The following is a 19,919-nucleotide window of genomic DNA, read 5'->3' on the forward strand; positions in this document are numbered from 1 at the left end:
ATCGTTCATTTAGCTAAGGAGTTCAGGCACATCATGACGCAACAACCGTATAACGGCCCGACCATGGTGACCAATTCCGGTCTTGTCCCGATTGTCATTGAGCAGACAGCCCGTGGTGAGCGCTCTTTCGACATTTATTCCCGGCTGCTCAAGGAGCGTGTCATCTTCATGGTGGGTCCGGTCGAGGACCACATGGCGAACCTGATTGTCGCGCAATTACTGTTCCTGGAATCCGAAAACCCCGACAAGGATGTGCATCTGTACATCAACAGTCCGGGTGGTTCCGTCACGGCCGGCATGTCCATCTACGACACCATGCAGTTTATCAAGCCGGATGTGGCGACGCTCTGTGTCGGCCAGGCGGCGAGCATGGGAGCATTCCTGTTGGCAGGAGGCGCTGAAGGCAAGCGTGCCTGTCTGCCCAATTCCCGGGTCATGATCCACCAGCCGTTGGGCGGTTATCAGGGCCAGGCGACGGACATCGAGATCCATACCCGTGAGATTCTCAAGATTCGCGAGACCCTGAACCGGCTGTTGGCTCATCACACGGGGCAGGATCTGGAAACCATCGCCCGCGATACGGACCGTGATAACTTCATGGATCCGCAGCAGGCGAAAGACTATGGTCTGATCGACGCCGTACTTGATAAACGCGTGTCGAATAAATAATACTGATTCGGTGGTTTGAAACCACGGCTGGTCCGGCCGGCAGCGCTGTCCGGACCAGCCAGCAGGCGCCGAGTCCAGTAGCAATCAGAAACGTACTACCGTGATCGCATGACGTCTCGCGGGCGTAAGTTGGTAGCGGAATGCAGAATTCCGAGCCGACAGTGAACACGAAAGCCAAGACAGAGGTATTTCAATGGCAGATGACAGAAACGGCAGGGGCGACGATAACGGCAAGTTGCTCTACTGCTCGTTTTGCGGAAAGAGCCAGCATGAAGTCCGCAAGCTCATTGCAGGGCCCTCGGTTTTCATCTGCGACGAGTGTGTCGACCTGTGCAATGACATCATCCGGGAAGAAATCCAGGAAAACGCACAGGAAGAGCAGAGCGACCGCCTGCCCAGTCCCGCCGAAATCCGCGACACACTGGATCAGTATGTCATTGGCCAGGACCGTGCCAAGATCGTGTTGTCTGTAGCGGTTTACAACCACTACAAGCGCCTTCGCTACGGTGAAGGCAAGGCGTCGGAAGTCGAGCTCGGCAAGAGCAACATCCTGCTGATCGGCCCGACCGGCAGTGGTAAGACCCTGTTGGCGGAAACCCTGGCGCGCATGCTGAATGTGCCGTTTACCATCGCCGATGCCACCACGCTGACCGAAGCGGGCTATGTCGGTGAGGATGTCGAGAACATCATCCAGAAGCTGCTGCAGAAGTGCGATTACGATGTGGATAAGGCCCAGCGCGGCATCGTCTACATCGATGAAATCGACAAGATTTCGCGCAAATCGGACAACCCGTCCATCACCCGTGACGTCTCCGGTGAGGGTGTCCAGCAGGCGCTGCTGAAACTGATTGAAGGCACGGTGGCCTCGGTGCCGCCCCAGGGTGGTCGCAAGCATCCGCAGCAGGAGTTCCTGCAGGTGGACACCGGCAACATCCTGTTCATCTGTGGCGGCGCGTTTGCCGGTCTGGACAAAGTGATTCGCGAACGGTCCGAACGCAGCAGCATCGGTTTCTCCGCGTCGGTGGTCAGCGAGGACGATCGCAAGAGTACCGGTGACATCATCAAGGATGTGGAAACCGAAGATTTGGTCAAATACGGTCTGATTCCCGAGTTCGTCGGTCGTCTGCCGGTGGTGGCCACGCTGACGGAGCTGGACGAAGACGCACTGGTCCAAATCCTCACCGAGCCGAAGAACGCGTTGACCAAGCAGTACCAGAAGCTCTTCGACATGGAAGACGTCGAACTCGACTTCCGCGAAGACGCGCTGCGTGCCGTGGCCCGTAAGGCCATGGAGCGCAAGACGGGTGCGCGTGGTCTGCGTTCGATCCTCGAAGCGACCCTGCTGGATACCATGTACCAGATTCCGTCTGAGCATGATGTCTGCAAGGTAGTAATCGACGAGAGCGTGATCAGCGGTGACTCCGAGCCGTTCAAGATCTACGCCAATAACGATCATGCGAAAGCGGTGCCGGAAGACTGACGGTTCGCCTTAAACGTGATCCAGAAAAGGGGCGCTTGCGCCCCTTTTTCTGTTTCTGCGACAGAAAAGCCGCTCCGGGCCCAAACCGGCGCAGTCGGCCATTGTAATCGCGGAAAAAGCCCCCAATCATTAATTCAATGGAAGCTGACGGCCTTCTTTCTATGGCATCATGGAAACAAGGCGGGTCGGCCGGCAATCCGATTCCAAGTCGGGCAGGGCGTTGACGCTTGCACCTGTCCGTATGCCACGTGTTTCAAGACGCGTCAGTCAGAGGATTCTCTATGACATCACTACCTGAAACCCCCATGAACGATTATCCAATGCTTCCGCTGCGGGACGTGGTGGTCTTTCCACACATGGTCGTGCCGCTCTTCGTTGGCCGGGAAAAATCCATCCAGGCCCTGGAAGCTGCCATGGAGGGGAGCAAGGAAATCCTGCTGGTGGCCCAGCGGGATGCGGGTACAGACGACCCGGGCGCGGAAGACGTCTACAACATGGGTACCCTGGCCACGGTCCTGCAGATGCTGAAACTGCCGGATGGCACCGTCAAGGTCCTGGTCGAGGGCAATGCCCGGGCGCGACTGGAGTCCATCGAGGAAGGTGACTTCCTGACCGCACGAGGCGCGCTGCTGGAAGAAGACACCCTGCCGGAGCGGGAAGAGTCCGTTCTGGTGAAGACGCTGTCCGAAGAGTTTGAAAAGTACGTCAAGCTGTCCAAGAAGGTGCCGTCTGAGGTGACCAATTCCCTGACCGGTATCGACGATCTGGAGCGCCTGGCGGACACCATGGCCGCTCACCTGGAGCTGAAGATTTACGAGAAGCAGGAGCTGCTGGAAACCCTGGACGTGCGTCAGCGCGTTGAGCTGCTGCTGGGTCGCCTGGACGGCGAAATCGATCTGATCGAGGTCGAGAAGCGGATCCGCGGTCGCGTCAAGAAGCAGATGGAGCGCAGCCAGCGGGAGTACTACCTCAACGAGCAGATGAAGGCCATCCAGAAAGAGATGGGGCAGCTCGGTGAGGGCGGCGGCGACTTCGAAGAGCTGGAGCAGAAGCTCGAGGAAGCCGGTCTGCCGGAAGAAGCCCGCAAGAAAACCGAAGCGGAGCTCAACAAGCTCAAGATGATGTCGCCTATGTCGGCGGAAGCGACCGTTGTGCGGGGCTACATTGACTGGATGCTGGCGATTCCCTGGAAGAAGCGCAGCCGGGTCCGTCACGACCTGGAAAAGGCGCGCGACATCCTGGATCAGGATCACTACGGCCTGGATGAGGTCAAGAAGCGGATCCTGGAATACCTGGCGGTCCAGAACCGGGTGAAGAAAATCAAGGGACCTGTGCTGTGTCTGGTCGGTCCTCCTGGCGTGGGTAAAACGTCGCTGGGGCAGTCCATCGCCCGGGCGACCAACCGCAAATACACTCGCATGGCGCTGGGTGGCGTGCGTGACGAGGCGGAGATTCGCGGTCACCGCAAAACCTACATTGGCGCGCTGCCGGGTAAGCTGTTGCAGAAGCTGTCGAAGGTCGGGGTGAAAAACCCGCTGTTCCTGTTCGACGAGATCGACAAGATGGGCATGGACCATCGGGGCGATCCGGCTTCGGCGCTGCTGGAAGTGCTGGATCCCGAGCAGAACCACACCTTCAACGATCATTACCTGGAAGTGGATTACGACCTGTCCGACGTGATGTTCGTCTGCACGTCCAACTCCATGGACATTCCGCCGGCCCTGCTGGACCGGATGGAGATCATCCGCATCCCGGGTTACACCGAAGACGAGAAGGTCAACATTGCGCGGCAGCACCTGCTGCCCAAACAGCTCAAGGCCAATGGCCTGCGCAAGAACGAACTGGACGTCTCCGATGACACCCTGCGCGACCTGATCCGCTACTACACGCGCGAAGCGGGCGTGCGGAGCCTGGAGCGTGAGATCGCGAAGATCTGCCGCAAGGTGGTGCGCGAGCACGTGGAAGCCGGCAACACCGAGACGGTCGAGCTGACGCCTGAACTGCTTGAGCACTATTCCGGTGTGCGCAAGTTCAAATACGGCCTGGCGGAAGAATCCAACCAGGTGGGTCAGGTGACCGGCCTGGCCTGGACCCAGGTGGGCGGCGAACTGCTGACCATCGAATGCGCCCTGACCAAAGGCAAGGGCAAGGTCGTCAAGACCGGTTCGCTGGGCGACGTCATGCAGGAATCCATCCAGGCGGCCCTGACCGTTGTCCGCAGTCGTGCGGCCGGTCTCGGTATCAAGGACGATTTCTACGAGCATCACGACCTGCACATTCACGTTCCCGAGGGCGCCACACCGAAAGATGGCCCCAGTGCCGGTATCGGCATGTGCACTGGCCTGGTCTCTGCCTTGACCGGTATTCCGGTGCGGGCAGACGTCGCGATGACCGGTGAGATCACCCTGCGTGGTCGCGTGCTGGCCATCGGCGGACTCAAGGAAAAGCTGCTTGCGGCGCACCGCGGCGGCATCAAGACGGTCATTATCCCTGAGGAAAATGTCCGGGATCTCAAAGAGATACCCGAGAACATCAAGGAGTCTCTGGATATCCGCCCGGTGACCTGGATCGACCAGGTCCTGGACGTGGCGCTGGCCTATCAGCCGACGCCGGATGCCGGCGACCTGTCCGACAAGGCGACACCGGCCAAATCGCGGGATGAGGAAGGCGAATCCGGCGAACGCATAAATACACATTAAACGGCGAGGCCGTTGTTGACAGCCCTGAGAGCCCGTTGGTATAACTGTTTCGTCCTGAAGCAGCCTGTACCAAGGGCTCCCGGGGTTTTTGCAAGTATTCCGATCGACACCCGATGACCGAAAGGAATAAGAAAACCGAAGAATGGAATTCTCCGACCGCTTGTGCGATAGTCGGGAAGCTCCGAAAAAAACAAACCAACCTATAACATCTTCAACCTGAAATCGAAGGGGTTTAGTGTGAACAAGTCCGAACTTATCGATGCAATCGCAGAGTCAGCTGACATTTCCAAGGCCGGTGCAGGACGTGCCCTGGATGCCATGGTTAACTCCATCACTGATGCTCTGAAAAAAGGCGATCAAGTCACTCTGATCGGCTTTGGTACCTTCTCTGTCAAGGAGCGCGCTGCTCGCACTGGTCGTAACCCGCAGACCGGCGCCGAGATCAAGATCCCGGCCTCCAAGGTTCCTGGCTTCAAGGCCGGCAAGGCCCTGAAAGACGCCGTCAAGTAAGAAGTGGCTTAAGCGGCAATGTCCTGGTGGCATTGCCGGGGTAGTTTCTTCAAGGCATCCGGTCCCGGTAAGTCCAACATACCTGATCATGCTGATATCTACTGAATAACTGCCCCACAGATTTCGAGGCGCATCCCTTGTCGGGTGCGCCTTTTTACGTTCAGTGTGCTGCTCACGTCAGCCTCTTTCATGAGTCCATGGCAGCCGCTGGTACCCCGACGAACACAAGAACGAGGCCTGACGCGGACACCCGGTAGTAACATCGATAGTCACACCGAGGCTGCCGGTCCGAGCTGACGTCTGGGAGGAACATGCTTCAAGATATCCGGAACAATGCCCAGAGCACGATTGCGAAGGTCATCATCGTGCTGCTGGTAATCGGTTTGTCCATGTTTGGCGTGCGCGCCATCATTGGCGGATTTTCGGGGGAGCCCGAAGTCGCCACCGTCAATGGCAAGGACATCACCGAACGAGAATTTACCCGCACCGTGCAAATGCAGCGTCAGCAGAAGCTGGCCCAGATGGATAATCCCGACCCGTCACTGATCAATGAGGACCAGATCCGCAAGCAGGTCCTGGAAGGGTTGATCCAGCGCACCGTGCTGACCCAGGATGCGGAGGATCAGGGGCTGGCCCTGTCCGAGCAGGATGTCGATAGCCTGATCACCTCCATGCCGCAGTTCCAGGTCGATGGCGAGTTCAATCGCAACGCCTTCGTGGCGGCCGTACGCAACATGGGAATGGGCGTCGCGGAATTCCGCCAGGCGCTGCGTCGGCAGTTTGCGATCAACCAGATCCGAGCCGGCATCTCCCAGAGTGCCATCGTCAATACCCAGACCGCGAAGGACATCCTGCGTATCCAGTCTCAGACCCGGACCTTCCAGACCCTGCGCATTCCAGCGTCGGCCGTCGCAGATGACGTCAAGATCAGCGACGACGATGTCGCCACGTATTACGACGAGCACAAGGCGGATTTCGTTCAGCCGGAAAGCGTCGATGTGTCCTACATCACCCTGTCCATCGATGACCTGGCCAAGCAGGAAGACATCAGCGAGGACGCGGTGCGCGATCTCTATGAGCAACGCAAGCAGGACCTCGGTGGCGAAGAGCAGCGCCGGGCCTCCCACATCCTGATCGAGGATGGGGACAACGCCCAGAAAACGGCTCAGGAAGTCGAGAAGAAGCTGGCCGACGGTGCGGACTTCGCCAAGCTGGCCAAGGAATACTCGGCTGATCCGGCATCCGCCCAGCAGGGCGGCGATCTGGGATACGCTGGCAAAGGCGTCTACGACAGCGCGTTCGAGAAAGCGCTGTTCAGCCTGAAAGACGGCGAGATCTCCGATCCGGTCAAAACCCAGTACGGTTACCACATCATCAAGCTGACCGGCGTCCGCAAGACGGAAGCGCCCTCCTTTGATGAGATGAAGGACGACCTGCGCCAGGAACTGGCTCGCCAGAAAGCGGGCAAGACCTTCTCCGAAATTCGGACCAAGCTGGCGGACATTGCCTATTCCGATCCCAGCCTGGAAGGACCGGCCAAAGACCTGAACCTGACCATCCAGACTCGCGACGATGTGAAGCGTAAGGGCAACAAGGCTCCGTTCGATCACGAAGGCCTCCTGCGCCAGCTGTTCAGTGACGACGTGCTCAGCGGCGAGTTCAACACCGAAGTCATCGACGTGGACAAGAGCACCTCGGTGGTCGCGCATGTGCGTAAACACCATCCGGAAGAGCAGCTGTCGCTGGATGCGGTCAAGGATCGTATCCACGATCAGCTGCGCGCCAAACGGATCAGCGAAGCCCTGGCCGACAAGAGCAAGGCGTTGGTTGAGCGTCTTAAGCAGGGCGATGCACCCGGTGACGTAGCCGCTGCGGTGAACGGTGAATGGCAAAGCCACGATGCGGTCAGCCGCAATGCCGGCGACGTTGAGTTTGACGTGATCCGGTCCGCCTTCAGCATGCCGCGCCCGGCCAGTGACGACAGCAGCACCTACGACTGGGTGAACGGTGCCCAGCGTGCCGTGGTCATCGCGTTGAACAAGGTCACCGACGGCAAGGTCGAGGGCAAGGAAGACCAGATCAAGGCCCTGACCCAGTACCTGAACAACCAGCGTGGCCAGCGTGAATACGCCGCCTATGTGCAGTCACTGCGTGACAGTGCCGAGGTGGAGCGCCCCTGATTCGGGTGGGTTTCAAACCATGAAAAAGGCAGGGCCGAGGCCCTGCCTTTTTTTGTGGCTGCGCAGTATGGATGGGAAGGTGATCAGTTCACAGGGACGCCGGTACCCTGGGCGCCGGACTGGACCTGCTCGAAGACGGCCACCGACAGCGCCGGCACGTTGAAGTCGCCACCCGAGAAGTTGGCAGAGACATCGCCATTGAGTTCGGTATGCAGCGAAAAGCCGGACAGAGATGTGGACAGGGTCTGTGCATCGGGCGAGGCATTGATGATGACCATCAGTGCGTCCCGTGCACTGTCCAGATCGGCGCCTGCGCCAGTGCCGTCGTCCAGGCTGAAAGCCAGCAGGCCGGGAATTTGGTCCGGCCCGGTGTTGTGGAACGCCAGACGCTGCTCGACGTCGGCGCCGGTGGTTAGATGGAACAGCGGTGAATCCCGCCGGATACGCAGCAGATCGGCCACGGCGTCACGGGCGTAGGCAATGTCCGCCTGGGTGGGTTCGGCATTGGGATTGGCGATGATGTCACCGATCAGGTCCCAGTTGTCGCCGTCCTTGTCTTGCCGGGGCAGGCCGCGATTCCAGGCAGTGTCCTGGTAGCTGAAGTCCACCGCATTGAACCAGTCGCCCGAGTCGTAGCTGTCCCGTTGCATGGATTTGGAGCGCAGGATATCCGCGCCCATCTGCATGAACGGAATGCCCTGGCTCAGCAACGGCACCGCCAGGCCAATCACTTGCATGCTGGCCCGGTCGTGGCTGGAGACCGAGGTGGCGATCTTGTACTGGTTGTTGTCCCAAAGCGTCTGGTTGTCGTGTTTGGACACGTAGTTCACCAGCTCCTGCGGGTCCTCGGTGTAGCCTGCGGCCTGACCGTTATAGTCGATGTCCGCGCCGGTGCGGACGTCGCCGGACGCGGTCTCGAAGCTGAAGTCCTTGAGGCCACCGGTAATGCCCACACGGATCCAGTCGAGAGTCGACAACAGGGTCTGCTTCTCGTCGTCGGAGCCGCTGTTCATCTCGTTTGGCAGGGTATACAGGCCGTTGGCGAACCCCTGGTTCTGACGCAGGGCATCGCCCCCGTCGAACGGACCGCCGCCTCGCACGGCATCCCGCAGACGATCATTGAAGGAGCCGATGCCGGAACCGCCAAGGTTAGCCTGAATCGCGTTCACACCACGGGCATTGTTGGCCACTTCGCCAAAGTTCCAGCCTTCACCGTAGAAATAGGTGTCCGGATCGACGGCTTGCACAGCCGCTAAAGCGTGCGTCATGTTGCGCAGCATGTGATGGCCCATCAGGTCGAAGCGGAAGCCGGAGATGTCATAGGCGTCGGCCCAGGTGACCAGGGAGTCGGTCATCAGCTTTTCCATCATCGCGTGTTCAGACGCGGTGTTTTCGCAGCAGGAGGACTGTTCCACGGCGCCGGTCTGCGGGTCCAGGCGGTGGTAATAGCCGGGCACCAGTTTGTCGAGTACCGACTTGTCGGCCATACCCGAGGCGTTGGTGTGGTTGTAGACCACGTCCATCACCACGTTGAAACCCATGTCGGTCAATGCCTTGACCATCTGACGGAATTCCAGGATACGGGGCACGCCTTCGGCGTCTGAGGCGTAGCTGCCTTCCGGCACGGTGTAGTGCGCCGGATCGTAGCCCCAGTTAAAGCTGTCCAGTCCTCGCAGGGTGTCGTAGAGAGCCTGGGCATCGCCGGTGGTCGGGTCGAAGGATTCGAGCACTGAGCGGATGCTGCCGGCGCTGCATTGGTCCGCCCACTCGGTCGCCGCGGCGTCGGACAGGTCGCACAGGCGACTGAAGTCGTCGTCGATATCGACCACCTGCGATGGGTCTTCATTGACCGTGGCAAAGTCGAACGTGGGCAGCAGATGAATGTGGGTGATACCAGCCGCGGCGAGTTGCTGCAGGTGCTGCACGCCGGCACCGCCGCTGTCGCTGAAGGCGGCGTACTTACCACGATCGTCCGCCGGTACCGAACTGTCGCCGGCGCTGAAATCGCGGATGTGTGTTTCGTACACCACAACGTCTTCCGGCTGGTCGACGGCGGGCGGGGTCAGGCTGTCCCAGCCGCTGGGTTTGAGGTCGGCGTCGTCCAGGTCTACTACCTGCGCGTACTGGCCATTGGTGGAGAGACTCAGGGCGTAAGGGTCCGTGGTAAAGGCGTCTTCGACGTTGCCGGTCTCCGGATGATAGGCCGTGACCTCATACTGGTAATACTGGCGGTCCAGCGAGAGTGGTCCGGAGTATTCCCAGACACCGGGATGAGCGTCGTCCTTTGTCATATCGACGGGGTAGCCGGTGAGCGCGGTCTTCGCGTTATCGAAGACGTGCAGGCGCACGGATTGGGCGGTCGGAGCCCAGACCCGGAACGTGACTCCGCTGCCGGTGACGGTGGCCCCGAGCGGTCCGTCGTAGCGATACAGGTCATCCAGCACACCGGGAATCTGCACCTTCGTGGCGCTCATCAGCTCGTCATTGCTGTTGTAGGCCGCCGCGACCAGCTGGCCCCGTAACGCTGCTTTGCGAGAGTCGGCGTCCATGGGCACCGAATAGGCTGGCCAATCGGCCAGGTGGGGAAAGGCCTCCGCCGCATCGCTGGATAGCGTGCCGGCGGTGAGTTCGACCGACTGTCCGCCAACGAGTGCGCCGTCGCTGACGTGGATGCCGGCATCGGTGTCGTAACGCAACTCGACCCGGGCGGCGTTCCCGGCATCGTCCCAGACCAGGGTTTGCCGATCGACCCAGTGCGCGCTGGCGCCGTCGATGGTGATGTCGCTGCTGACCGGGCTGGTGTAGATCTCACCGGAGCCGCTGAGCGTAAAGACCCGGCGGCCCAGCTCGTCCAGATGCCAGATCATGTCGTTGCCACCAAGGTCCTTACTGTCCCCGTTGTGCATGATGAAGTTGATGCACCCGGCCTCATCGGTCAGGTCGATCAGGTAGTAGGCGCCGTAAGTGTCGCTGACGCCATCCGCGACATGAGCGCTGGTCCACTCGGTCGGGTTCGCGACCCCGGAGCAGCTCTCGGTGTTCCATAGATGCAATCCCCAGCCGTCATAGGTGGCGTCGGGTCGTTTGTAGTAGAGCACCGCCTCATTGGCGCCGGGGTCGATCAGGGGCTCGGTGGTGTCGCCGCCGGACGACCCGTCATTGCCCTGATCGGTCTTGCAGCCGGTCAGCCCCGCCGTAAGGGCGAAGGCCAGGACCAGCGGAAGGGTTTTGCGCTGATTCATGAGAAGCATTCCTTGTACGGTTGTTGTTGTTGGTACTGCGCAAGGAAATGGTCGCCGGTTGCGGTGTCTCTCCACATCCTCTGGAGGATGATTCATTGCGGCGTAGAAGGCGGGGCGTAACGGGGGTGGAGGGCAAGAAAAAACCTCCGGACCCGGAGGTGCGGAGGTTTTTCGGCTACTGAGTTCCCGGCCGGGAAGGAAGGGTCGGCCGGTTATCAGGCGGGTGTTACCACCAGGCTTCCATCTGGACGCCCAGTTGGATGTCACCGTCAACGCCCTCGCCAGCACGGGCTGCTTCCGCGCGGTCACCGAAGAAGGTGGCGGCGTAGGCACGGATCACCGGGCGGGCCCAGTAGTTGCCACCGGCGGACCACTGCTGGGCAATGGCGACCTTCTGCAGGTTGGAGGACTCGTCCTCACCGATGAACTGGGCGTCGTCGTAACCGACTTCAACCGCCGTGCTCAGAACCGGTGACCACTTGTAGGTCGGACGGATGACAATGCTGGTGCGCTCGGCATCGTCCTGATTGCTGTTGGACGCGGAGCCTTGCTGATAGAGGGCGGAGTAGCCCATTTCCCAGTTGCCGGCCAGGGTAATCACACCGTGATCCAGGATGCGCCAGCTGCTGTCCATGTAGCTTCCGTTCGAATCATTTTCGTTGTCGACACGGCCACCACCGCCGGCTTCAAAGGCCGCGAAGCCCATGGAATCGGCGCCATACTGCAGGACGAACTTGTTGAACCCACCCATGATGCCGGTGGAGAGTTCCGCGGTCAGGAAATAACCGTTCTCGTCGTTGAAACCAGCGTCTTCCTGCTGGTCGGTCAGGTCGGCCATGCCGTAGATACCTGCCAGCATGAGGGTGCTGGAACCAACCGGGAACGCGTATCGCACATCCAGCTTGTTGTTCTGGACGAATTCGTCGCCGTCCGGGTTGTCGTGGTTGATGAACGCCAGCGACAGCTTACCGGCGCCGGCCTGGATGTTCTCGACACCACCGCCGTAACCGGAGTCATTCAGGTAATAGAAGTCCAGATGATGGACGTCGTGGCGCTGGTAGTAGCGTTTACCCGCCCACAGAGTCGCGCCAGGCAGCGACTCAATGACGTTGTTACCGGAGATGTACAGCTGACGCAGCGAGGTATTGCCGCCGTCGTAGCCGCCACCGTTATCGTTGTAGCTGTAACTCTGGAAGTCGTTGCCCTGGTTGTCCGCGCCATAGGACACCATGGAATCGAAACGGAAGGTTTTTCCGTCTTCGTTATAGAGTTCGTCGCCCAGCCCGATTTCGGCGTAGGTGTCGCACTCATCGGCCAGACGACCCACATAGTGTCCGGCTGCACCGCTACCGAAACAGGTTTGCTCACCGCCACTCTGGAGATTGGTGGAAGCGCCTGCGCGGGCATACCCGGTGAAATCGACAGCAGCAGCGGGTGTGGCCAGCGCAGCGGAGGCGATGGCTGCGGCAATCGGAGTCAGTCTGAAGATTGCTCTCTTGTTGTTTTGCATCATTTGTATCCTGTGCATTTTTGTCTTGTTTGAGCGCCAGGGTCCCGTCACCGGGGTGACGGCCGGGTCAGCGGCCGACAGGCCAGGCAACGGAACCCGCCTGAAGCGCGCGGATAGGGCGCGCTTGGTCGGCTTCCGGCCCATATATCGGGAAACCCGTATTCATACTCCGTAATGCACAACGGTGCCGCATCATCCGGGGGCGGAGAATTAGGGGGGGAGTGTCAGGGGGGAGAAGGGGCGTAGCGCCTGAGAGGACAGCAGCGACCGCGCTGGCCGCTGCTGTCGGGGCGCTTACTCGGCGCTGAAGCGCGTCGGCTTGAGGCTGTCCTTGATCTTCTTCAGGTGGCTCTGGAAGTCGGCGCCGCGTTTGAGGGTCACGCCGGTGGCCAGGATGTCGATGATCATCAGGTGGATGATGCGCGAGGTCATGGGCATATAGACCTCCGTATCCTCCGGGGCAGTGACTTCCAGTGCTACCGTGCAGGCGTGAGACAGGGGAGAGTCGGGTGCCGTGATGCCGATGACCGTGGCCCCGTTGCTGCGGGCCGCTTCGGCAATATCGACCAGCTCACGGGTGCGGCCGGTATAGGAAATCACCACAATCACGTCCCCGGTATGGCTGCCGGCGGCGACCATCCGCTGCATCAGCGCATCGTCATAGGCGATGACTGGAATATTGAAGCGGAAAAACTTGTGCTGCGCATCCAGGGCAACGGGGGCCGAGCCACCCATACCGAAAAAGTTGATCTGTTTGGCCTGGATCAGGTAATCGATGGCGGCACCCAGGGCGACCGGATTCAGCACCTGGCGAGCCTTGTCGAGGCTGGCGATGGTGCTCAGCACGATCTTGTCGGAGAAGGTGGCGACGTCATCGTCCGGCCGCACATTCTGGCTGACGTACGGCGTTCCGGTTGCGATGCTCTGGGCCAACTGGATCTTGAAATCCGGGAAGCCCGACGTGGAAAAGCCCCGGCAGAACCGGTTCACGGTCGGTTCGCTGACGTCTGCGGCCCGGGCCAGGGCGGCAATGCTGTAGCGAGTGGCGGCGGTGGGGTCACGCAGGATGGCTTCGGCGACCTTGCGCTCCGACTTGTTCAGGGTGTCCAGTTTGCCCTGGATCTGTTCCAGCAGATTGGGCGTGGCTGTCTCGTTTGTTGTCGTCATGTTTGGCTATCCCGCTATCACTCTGCTTCACTGAAAATGCGTTATTAATCGACGATGCTCCGCGGTACTGCGTTGTCATTCATCGCGCGTGCCGTTCCGAACCACTGATCGCTGGCTCAGCATGAGCTGCGCCGGCCGTTGCTCTCTCGCCCCGACAGACAGAGTCTGTCCCGGGCCTTTGCGACCGTTAAGGGCGCGAATTATACCGGTTTTAACCGGCCTCATGTGTAGTAAAGTAGTCAAAAGATCCGAAAAAATCTTGGAATCCGTCCTTTTTAATGCGATTATTTTGTCAAAATTACTACATAGCGGCGCCCGAGCAACGCCACCGTCTGAAAGCAACGGTGTCGTCTGCGATGGATCAGCCGCGGAATCCCTCAGAAACCAGGTTGAAGGACTGTCACAAGAATGAGCCGGAAAAACGAGAACCAGTGTGACCTGATCATGTTCGGCGCGCTGGGGGATTTGGCGCAGCGTAAACTGTTTCCTGCGCTCTACCAACTGGAAGCGGCCGGTCTGCTGGCGCCCAAGACGCGCATTCTCGCCCTGGCGCGGCAGGATCTGGACACCAATGGTGCCCGGGAGCAACTGCGTGCCAAGCTCAAGGAGCACGTGAAGTCGGCCGAGATGGACGAGAAGGTGCTGACCCGTATTCTCTCGCGCATCGACTATCTCAAGCTGGATTTCGGTACCACCGATGATTACGTCGGCCTGCGTCAGTGGCGTGAATCCGGTGGCGGGGCACTGATTGTCTATATGGCCACACCGCCGGCCCTGTACGGGATGATCGCCCGCAACCTGAGGGAGACCGACTGCATTGACGCGGCCACCCGCGTGGTCGTCGAAAAGCCGATCGGCCACGACCTGGAGTCGTCCTACGAGATCAACGATCAGCTGGCGGAAGTCTTCAACGAGAACCAGTTGTTCCGGATCGACCATTACCTGGGGAAGGAGACTGTCCAGAACCTGATCGCCCTGCGCTTCGCCAACAACCTGTTTGCCTCGCAGTGGAACCAGGACCACATCTCCCACGTCGAAATCACCGTGGCGGAAAGTGTCGGCATCGAAGGCCGCTGGGGCTATTTCGATCAGGCCGGCCAGATGCGGGACATGATCCAGAACCACCTGCTTCAACTGCTGTGCCTGATCGCCATGGACCCGCCGTCGGACCTGTCTGCGGACAGCATCCGGGACGAGAAGGTCAAAGTGCTCAAGGCGCTGCGTCCGATTACGCCGGATCTGGTGGAAACCCACCTGGTTCGCGGCCAGTACACGGCCGGTACGGCGGCGGGCAAACCGGTGCCGGGTTACCTTGAAGAAGAGGATGCCGTACGGGGGAGCACCACCGAAACCTTTGTCGCCCTGAAAGCGGAGATCTCGAACTGGCGCTGGTCCGGTGTCCCCTTCTATATCCGTACGGGCAAGCGGATGCCGGAGAAGCTGTCGCAGATCATCATCCACTTCAAGCCGGCGCCGCACTACATCTTTGATCCGGACCAGAAACATCTGGCCAACAACAAGCTCATCATTCGCCTGCAGCCGGATGAGGGGATGTCGCTGCAGATCCTGACCAAGGATCAGGGGCTGGACAAAGGCATGCGCCTGCGCCAGGGCCCGCTGGAGCTGACGTTCTCCGAAACCTTCAAACAGGCCCGCATCCCGGACGCCTACGAGCGGCTGCTTTGGGAAACCATGAAGGGGAACCAGTACCTCTTCGTGCGCCGGGATGAAGTGGAGTACGCGTGGCGCTGGGTGGACCAGGTCATCTCCAACTGGGAAGAGCATGCGTCGCCGCCCAAGCGTTACGCGGCTGGAACCTGGGGGCCGGTGGCTTCCATTGCCCTGATCACCCGTGATGGCAGGAGCTGGTATGAAGACGCCTGATATCGATTGGCCGTCCACTGTGAATCCCGTCATCGGAGAGAGTGCCGACGAGGTGGCGGGCAAGCTGGCAGATGCGGTTGCCGAACAGCTCGAACAGGCGCTGGCGAGTCGCGACCGGGCTAGCATAGCCCTGTCTGGTGGCAGCACGCCCAAGCCGTTTTTTGAAAGGCTGCGGGATAAGCCGCTGGACTGGTCGCGGGTGGACGTCACCCTGGCCGACGAGCGGTGGGTGCCGTTCGAATCCAGCGACAGCAATGAGCGCTTGCTGCATGAGCATTTCCTGCAGGGCGCCGCTGCCAAGGCCCGTTTTATCGGAATGAAGCAGGCGCATGAAAGCGCCAATGCGGGTCAACCGCTGGCTGAGCAGGCCCTGTCCGAACTGGCCTGGCCACTGGACGTGCTGGTGCTGGGCATGGGGAACGACGGCCACACGGCTTCCCTTTTCCCGGATGCGCCTGAAATTGATCGGGCGCTGGATGTCAGTCAGCCAGACCGTTGTATGGCGTTGCACCCGGCTTCCCAGCGACAGGCGCGCCTGTCGTTGACTCGGCGGGCCCTGGAGAACGCGGGCTGGATAGCCCTTCACCTGAAAGGCGAGGACAAGATGGACACCCTGCGCGCGGCCATGGACGACATGACTGCCGTGCGCGAGATGCCGATCCGGTTATTCCTCAGCCTGGGGCTCAATCTGTTCTGGAGCCCCTGAATTCCCCGTATACAGAGAGACAATCTGCAATGCCTTCATTATTGACAGAAGCCCATCGGCAACAGGTTCAGGCGCTGCTGGCAGCTTGCCCGCTGGTGCCGGTGATTGCCATTAACAAGCCTGAGGACGCGCTGCCGCTTGGCAGGGCGCTGGTGGCCGGTGGCATCAACATCCTCGAGATTACCTTGCGCACGCCGTACGGTCTGGATGCCATTCGTGAGCTGCGCGCCGAGCTGCCCGATGTGTGGGTGGGCGCGGGTACCGTGACCACGGTTGAGCAATACAAGCAGGTTGAGGAAGCGGGTGCGCAATTCGTGATTACACCGGGTCTGACCGAGGCGCTGCTCGATTATGCGATTACCGCCAAGGCGCCGTTGCTGCCGGGCGTGTCGACCCTCTCCGAGATGATGATGGGTTATCAGCGCGGTTTCCGTCACTTCAAATTCTTCCCGGCCGAGGCGTCCGGTGGCAGGGCGGCCCTGAAGGCCTTCTCCGGTCCGTTCCCGGACGTGGTGTTCTGTCCCACCGGTGGCATTGGCAAGGATACGGCCAAGGATTACCTGGCGCTGAGCAATGTCGCTGCCGTTGGCGGTAGCTGGCTGACACCGAAAGACGCGATCGAGGCCGGTGACTGGGAGCGCGTGACCAACATCGCCCGGGAGAGTCTGGCTCTGCTGAAGTGACTGGGTGGTTGTAAAGAGTAGTTGGGTTGGGCGCCTTCGGGCGCCCTTTTTTGTGTGGGTAATAAGTAGGCGTAGGCCCAGTCTGCCGGCTGCGTGTGACTTGTGGGCAGCCTTTCAGGCTGCTCCGAAGCTAAAGCGTCGGCTGCATTTGTCAGCAGACTCGAGCGAGTAGCCGATTCTTTAGCTTCTGAGGCGCCGCCAGGTGCCCCTCATCCTGAAGCCATCAGGCAATGTTTGGAGTGAGATTGGATTAGGAGGGAAAGAAAAAGGGCAGGAGAAGCTAACGGGAGTAAGCTCTCCTGCCAAGTCTACGTCGGTTGGAGCACCACGCAGTTCGTCGGAAAGAGTGGGGTGGGGGTTACTGGATCGTGTCCCCCACGCGCAGAATTTTCATCGTGTTGGTGCCGCCCTGGGCGTTGACGTAATCACCCTTGGTGACCACGACCAGATCGCCTTTCTGCACCACCCCGCGCTGGATCAGTTCCTCCACGGCACGAGCGTTGGTTTCCTCGTTCGGAATGATCTGGGAATCGAACGGAACCGTCTGTACGCCACGATAGAGCACCACACGATGCTGGGTGCTGTGATGACGGGAGAAGGCGAAGATCGGCAGGCTGGATTTGATACGGGACATCAACAGTGGGGTTGCGCCGGTTTCCGTCAGGCAGATGATCGCGGCCACACCCTCGAGGTGGTTGGCGGCGTACATTGCCGACAGGGCGATCGCCTCGTCCACTCGCTCCATGCTTTCGTGGATGCGGTGTTTGGAGACGTGCATCGAGGGCTGCTTTTCCGCGCCCAGACAGATGCGCACCATGGCTTCCACCGCTTCTTTCGGATAGTCGCCCACAGCCGTTTCGGCGGACAGCATCACGGCGTCCGTGTAGTCCATGACGGCGTTGGCCACATCCGAGACTTCCGCCCGGGTCGGCATCGGGTTGTCGATCATCGACTCCATCATCTGCGTCGCGGTGATCACCACGCGGTCGAGGCTGCGGGCCCGGTTGATGATGTGCTTCTGGACACCCACGAGTTCCGCATCGCCGATTTCCACGGCCAGATCGCCCCGGGCCACCATGACCGCGTCGGAGGCTTCGATCACGGCGTCCAGTTGGTCCGGATTGTGGGCCAGTTCGGCGCGTTCGATCTTGGCGACAAGCGCCGCCTCGGAACCGGCTTCGCGTAGCAGGGCGCGGGCCGTGTGCATGTCGTTTGCCGTGCGAACAAAAGAGACCGCGACGTAGTCGGCATTCAGTTCCGCGGCTGTCTTGATGTCCTGCTTGTCCTTCTCGGTCAGGGCATCGGCTGACAGGCCCCCACCGCGCTTGTTCAGCCCCTTGTTGTTGGACAGGGGGCCGCCGATCAATACGCGGGAGGTGATGCTGTGATCGTCGACAGCTTCGACTTCCATCTCGATACGGCCGTCATCCAGAACCAGGATATCGCCCGGCTTGACGTCTTCGATGAGCTGTTCGTAGTCGATGCCAACGCGTTCGTTGTCACCGGCTTCCTTGTCCATGCTGGCATCCAGAGTGAACGTCTGGCCGGCCTGTAGGGTGATCTTGTTTTCCGCAAAACGTGCGATGCGGAGCTTGGGGCCCTGCAGGTCCGCGAGCAGTGCGACGAAGCGACCCTGTGCCTTGGCCGTTTCACGAACCAGGCGGGCGCGCTCAATGTGGTCATTGGCACTGCCGTGGGAGAAGTTGAGACGGGTGACGTCAACACCGGCTGCGATGATACCGGCCAGTGATTCCGGCGAGTCCGTAGCGGGGCCGAGCGTGGCGACAATCTTGGTGCGCCTGAGCATTGAAAGCGTGTCCTCTGATGCTAACCGGGAGATCGCTCGATAAAAGCGATCTCCCAGGGTGAGTGAAGCAGTGGTTCCGGTCGGCGGCGCTTACTTCTTGTGTGCGGCCATCAGGGCGCGCGTATTGTCCAGCATCCGGTTGGAGAAGCCCCATTCATTGTCGTACCAGGCCATGACTTTTACGTGACGGCCATTGGCACGAGTATGATTGGCGTCGAAAATGCTGGAGAGAGAAGAGTGATTGTAATCGACGCTGACCAGTTTCTCTTCACTATAGCCGAGGATCGGGTTCTGTTCGGCAGCCTTACGGACAAACTCGTTGATCTCTTCCACGGACGTGTCGCGTCCGGCGATAAAGCTCAGATCCACCAGGGAGACATTGATGGTCGGTACGCGCACGGCGAGGCCGTCCAGTTTGCCATCCAGTTCCGGAAGTACCTTGCCGATCGCCGCAGCGGCGCCGGTCTTGGTCGGGATCATGGACTGGGTAGCCGACCGGGCACGATAGATGTCCTTGTGGTAGACATCGCTCAGCTTCTGGTCGTTGGTGTAGGAATGGATGGTGGTCATCAGGCCGCTTTCGATGCCCACGCCCTCGTGAATCGCCTTCACCACCGGCGCCAGGCAGTTGGTGGTGCAGGACGCGTTGGAGATGATCTGGTGCTCGGCGGTCAGGGTATCGTCATTGACGCCATAGACAATGGTGGCGTCGGCGTCGCCGGACGGCGCGGAAATAATGACGCATTGGGCCCCGGCTTCCAGGTGAGCGGCGGCGGCCTTGCGAGACGTGAAGATGCCGGTGCACTCCAGCACCACGTCCACATCAAAGGCTTTCCAGGGCAGGTTGGCCGGGTCACGCTCGGCGCTGATGCCGATGCGGTCGCCGTTCATCGTCAGGGATTCGGAATCATGGCTGACTTCGCCACCGAAACGGCCGTGTACACTGTCATACTTGAGCAGGTGGGCATTGGTTTCTGCGTCGCCAAGATCGTTGATGGCGACAACCTGCATGTCCTTGCGGTAGTCATTTTCATAAAGGGCGCGCAGAACGTTGCGACCGATGCGTCCGAAACCGTTGATAGCGATGCGAGTAGTCATGTCGGGCCTCCGCTGACTGTGATTGTTGTGCGGGTCGGCGGCCTGATGGACCTGTACTAGAGGTCTTTCAGGTCGGATTACAAATTCGATGTAGTAAACATAACAAAATTAATTCCGGGTATGTAGATTAATTCGTGAAAAAGACAAAAAAATTACGTAGGATTACGGCCATAAGTGCCGTGTCATGTGATAATTTGATCATTGATTGGACAGTTGTGGCCGAGTGGTGTTCCCGTGATCACGGCCGGTCGCCGCAGCTGTTGCCGCGACAAGAATCAGGAGAG

13 protein-coding genes are annotated in these 19,919 nt (G+C 60.0%); 8 read left to right on the top strand and 5 right to left on the bottom strand.

All coding sequences use genetic code 11. The features are described 5' to 3' along the window. Positions 1–33: 33 nt before the first annotated feature. The 5 genes from clpP to J3364_RS05780 all read left to right on the top strand — a co-directional run bounded on the left by clpP (position 34) and on the right by J3364_RS05780 (position 7,538). Positions 34–669 carry an ATP-dependent Clp endopeptidase proteolytic subunit ClpP gene (clpP, locus tag J3364_RS05760; protein WP_123633358.1) on the top strand — a complete coding sequence of 212 codons (636 nt, stop codon included), beginning with the start codon at positions 34–36 and terminating at the stop codon, positions 667–669. A gap of 193 nt (positions 670–862) precedes the next feature. Continuing rightward, entirely contained in the window at positions 863–2,149 is a 1,287-nt protein-coding gene (gene clpX, locus J3364_RS05765) for an ATP-dependent Clp protease ATP-binding subunit ClpX (RefSeq protein ID WP_123633359.1), read from the top strand. A 305-nt stretch (positions 2,150–2,454) separates the two neighbouring features. Beyond that, a complete protein-coding gene (gene lon / locus J3364_RS05770; RefSeq protein ID WP_502882480.1) occupies positions 2,455–4,848 on the top strand; it encodes an endopeptidase La in 2,394 nt (797 codons plus the stop codon). Positions 4,849–5,085: 237 nt separating this feature from the next. After that, on the top strand, positions 5,086–5,358 hold the full coding sequence (gene hbs, locus J3364_RS05775; protein ID WP_123633361.1) for a non-specific DNA-binding protein Hbs: 273 nt from the start codon (positions 5,086–5,088) through the stop codon (positions 5,356–5,358). A gap of 311 nt (positions 5,359–5,669) precedes the next feature. Then, entirely contained in the window at positions 5,670–7,538 is a 1,869-nt protein-coding gene (locus J3364_RS05780; RefSeq protein WP_349557439.1) for a SurA N-terminal domain-containing protein, read from the top strand. Between the two features lie 83 nt (positions 7,539–7,621). Here J3364_RS05780 and pulA read toward each other — a convergent pair whose 3' ends face one another. The 3 genes from pulA to J3364_RS05795 form a co-directional block, all read right to left on the bottom strand. After that, positions 7,622–10,780: a pullulanase-type alpha-1,6-glucosidase gene (gene pulA / locus J3364_RS05785; RefSeq protein ID WP_349557440.1), complete on the bottom strand. Its 3,159-nt coding sequence runs from the start codon at positions 10,778–10,780 to the stop codon at positions 7,622–7,624. Between the two features lie 226 nt (positions 10,781–11,006). Next, on the bottom strand, positions 11,007–12,290 hold the full coding sequence (gene lamB, locus J3364_RS05790) for a maltoporin LamB (RefSeq protein ID WP_349557441.1): 1,284 nt from the start codon (positions 12,288–12,290) through the stop codon (positions 11,007–11,009). Between the two features lie 294 nt (positions 12,291–12,584). After that, on the bottom strand, positions 12,585–13,457 hold the full coding sequence (locus J3364_RS05795; RefSeq protein ID WP_349557442.1) for a MurR/RpiR family transcriptional regulator: 873 nt from the start codon (positions 13,455–13,457) through the stop codon (positions 12,585–12,587). A gap of 408 nt (positions 13,458–13,865) precedes the next feature. On the opposite strand from J3364_RS05795, the gene zwf reads away from it, so the two are divergent. Genes zwf through J3364_RS05810 form a run of 3 tightly spaced genes read left to right on the top strand, consistent with a single transcriptional unit; the run spans position 13,866 to position 16,730 of the window. Next, positions 13,866–15,341 carry a glucose-6-phosphate dehydrogenase gene (zwf, locus tag J3364_RS05800; protein WP_349557443.1) on the top strand — a complete coding sequence of 492 codons (1,476 nt, stop codon included), beginning with the start codon at positions 13,866–13,868 and terminating at the stop codon, positions 15,339–15,341. After that, positions 15,328–16,047: a 6-phosphogluconolactonase gene (pgl, locus tag J3364_RS05805; protein ID WP_349557444.1), complete on the top strand. Its 720-nt coding sequence runs from the start codon at positions 15,328–15,330 to the stop codon at positions 16,045–16,047. Before zwf ends, pgl begins: the two co-directional genes overlap by 14 nt. Before the next feature lie 29 nt (positions 16,048–16,076). Then, positions 16,077–16,730, top strand: a complete 654-nt coding sequence (locus tag J3364_RS05810; RefSeq protein ID WP_349557445.1) for a bifunctional 4-hydroxy-2-oxoglutarate aldolase/2-dehydro-3-deoxy-phosphogluconate aldolase — start codon at positions 16,077–16,079, stop codon at positions 16,728–16,730. Positions 16,731–17,088: 358 nt separating this feature from the next. Here J3364_RS05810 and pyk read toward each other — a convergent pair whose 3' ends face one another. Then, positions 17,089–18,537 carry a pyruvate kinase gene (pyk, locus tag J3364_RS05815; RefSeq protein WP_349557446.1) on the bottom strand — a complete coding sequence of 483 codons (1,449 nt, stop codon included), beginning with the start codon at positions 18,535–18,537 and terminating at the stop codon, positions 17,089–17,091. A gap of 90 nt (positions 18,538–18,627) precedes the next feature. Then, positions 18,628–19,635, bottom strand: a complete 1,008-nt coding sequence (gene gap / locus J3364_RS05820; RefSeq protein ID WP_349557447.1) for a type I glyceraldehyde-3-phosphate dehydrogenase — start codon at positions 19,633–19,635, stop codon at positions 18,628–18,630. Positions 19,636–19,919: the final 284 nt, after the last annotated feature.

This window comes from Marinobacter sp. NFXS9, from assembly GCF_040148665.1.
GTDB classification, from domain to species: Bacteria; Pseudomonadota; Gammaproteobacteria; order Pseudomonadales; family Oleiphilaceae; genus Marinobacter_A; species Marinobacter_A mangrovi.

Bases quoted from the DNA above. Each gene is read 5' to 3' on its own strand.
- clpP (WP_123633358.1), top strand. From the start codon at position 34: ATGACGCAACAACCGTATAACGGCCCGACCATGGTGACCAATTCCGGT.
- lamB (WP_349557441.1), bottom strand. From the start codon at position 12,290: ATGCAAAACAACAAGAGAGCAATCTTCAGACTGACTCCGATTGCCGCA.
- J3364_RS05780 (WP_349557439.1), top strand. From the start codon at position 5,670: ATGCTTCAAGATATCCGGAACAATGCCCAGAGCACGATTGCGAAGGTC.
- lon (WP_502882480.1), top strand. From the start codon at position 2,455: ATGAACGATTATCCAATGCTTCCGCTGCGGGACGTGGTGGTCTTTCCA.
- pgl (WP_349557444.1), top strand. From the start codon at position 15,328: ATGAAGACGCCTGATATCGATTGGCCGTCCACTGTGAATCCCGTCATC.
- pyk (WP_349557446.1), bottom strand. From the start codon at position 18,537: ATGCTCAGGCGCACCAAGATTGTCGCCACGCTCGGCCCCGCTACGGAC.
- zwf (WP_349557443.1), top strand. From the start codon at position 13,866: ATGAGCCGGAAAAACGAGAACCAGTGTGACCTGATCATGTTCGGCGCG.
- J3364_RS05795 (WP_349557442.1), bottom strand. From the start codon at position 13,457: ATGACGACAACAAACGAGACAGCCACGCCCAATCTGCTGGAACAGATC.
- gap (WP_349557447.1), bottom strand. From the start codon at position 19,635: ATGACTACTCGCATCGCTATCAACGGTTTCGGACGCATCGGTCGCAAC.
- pulA (WP_349557440.1), bottom strand. From the start codon at position 10,780: ATGAATCAGCGCAAAACCCTTCCGCTGGTCCTGGCCTTCGCCCTTACG.
- clpX (WP_123633359.1), top strand. From the start codon at position 863: ATGGCAGATGACAGAAACGGCAGGGGCGACGATAACGGCAAGTTGCTC.
- J3364_RS05810 (WP_349557445.1), top strand. From the start codon at position 16,077: ATGCCTTCATTATTGACAGAAGCCCATCGGCAACAGGTTCAGGCGCTG.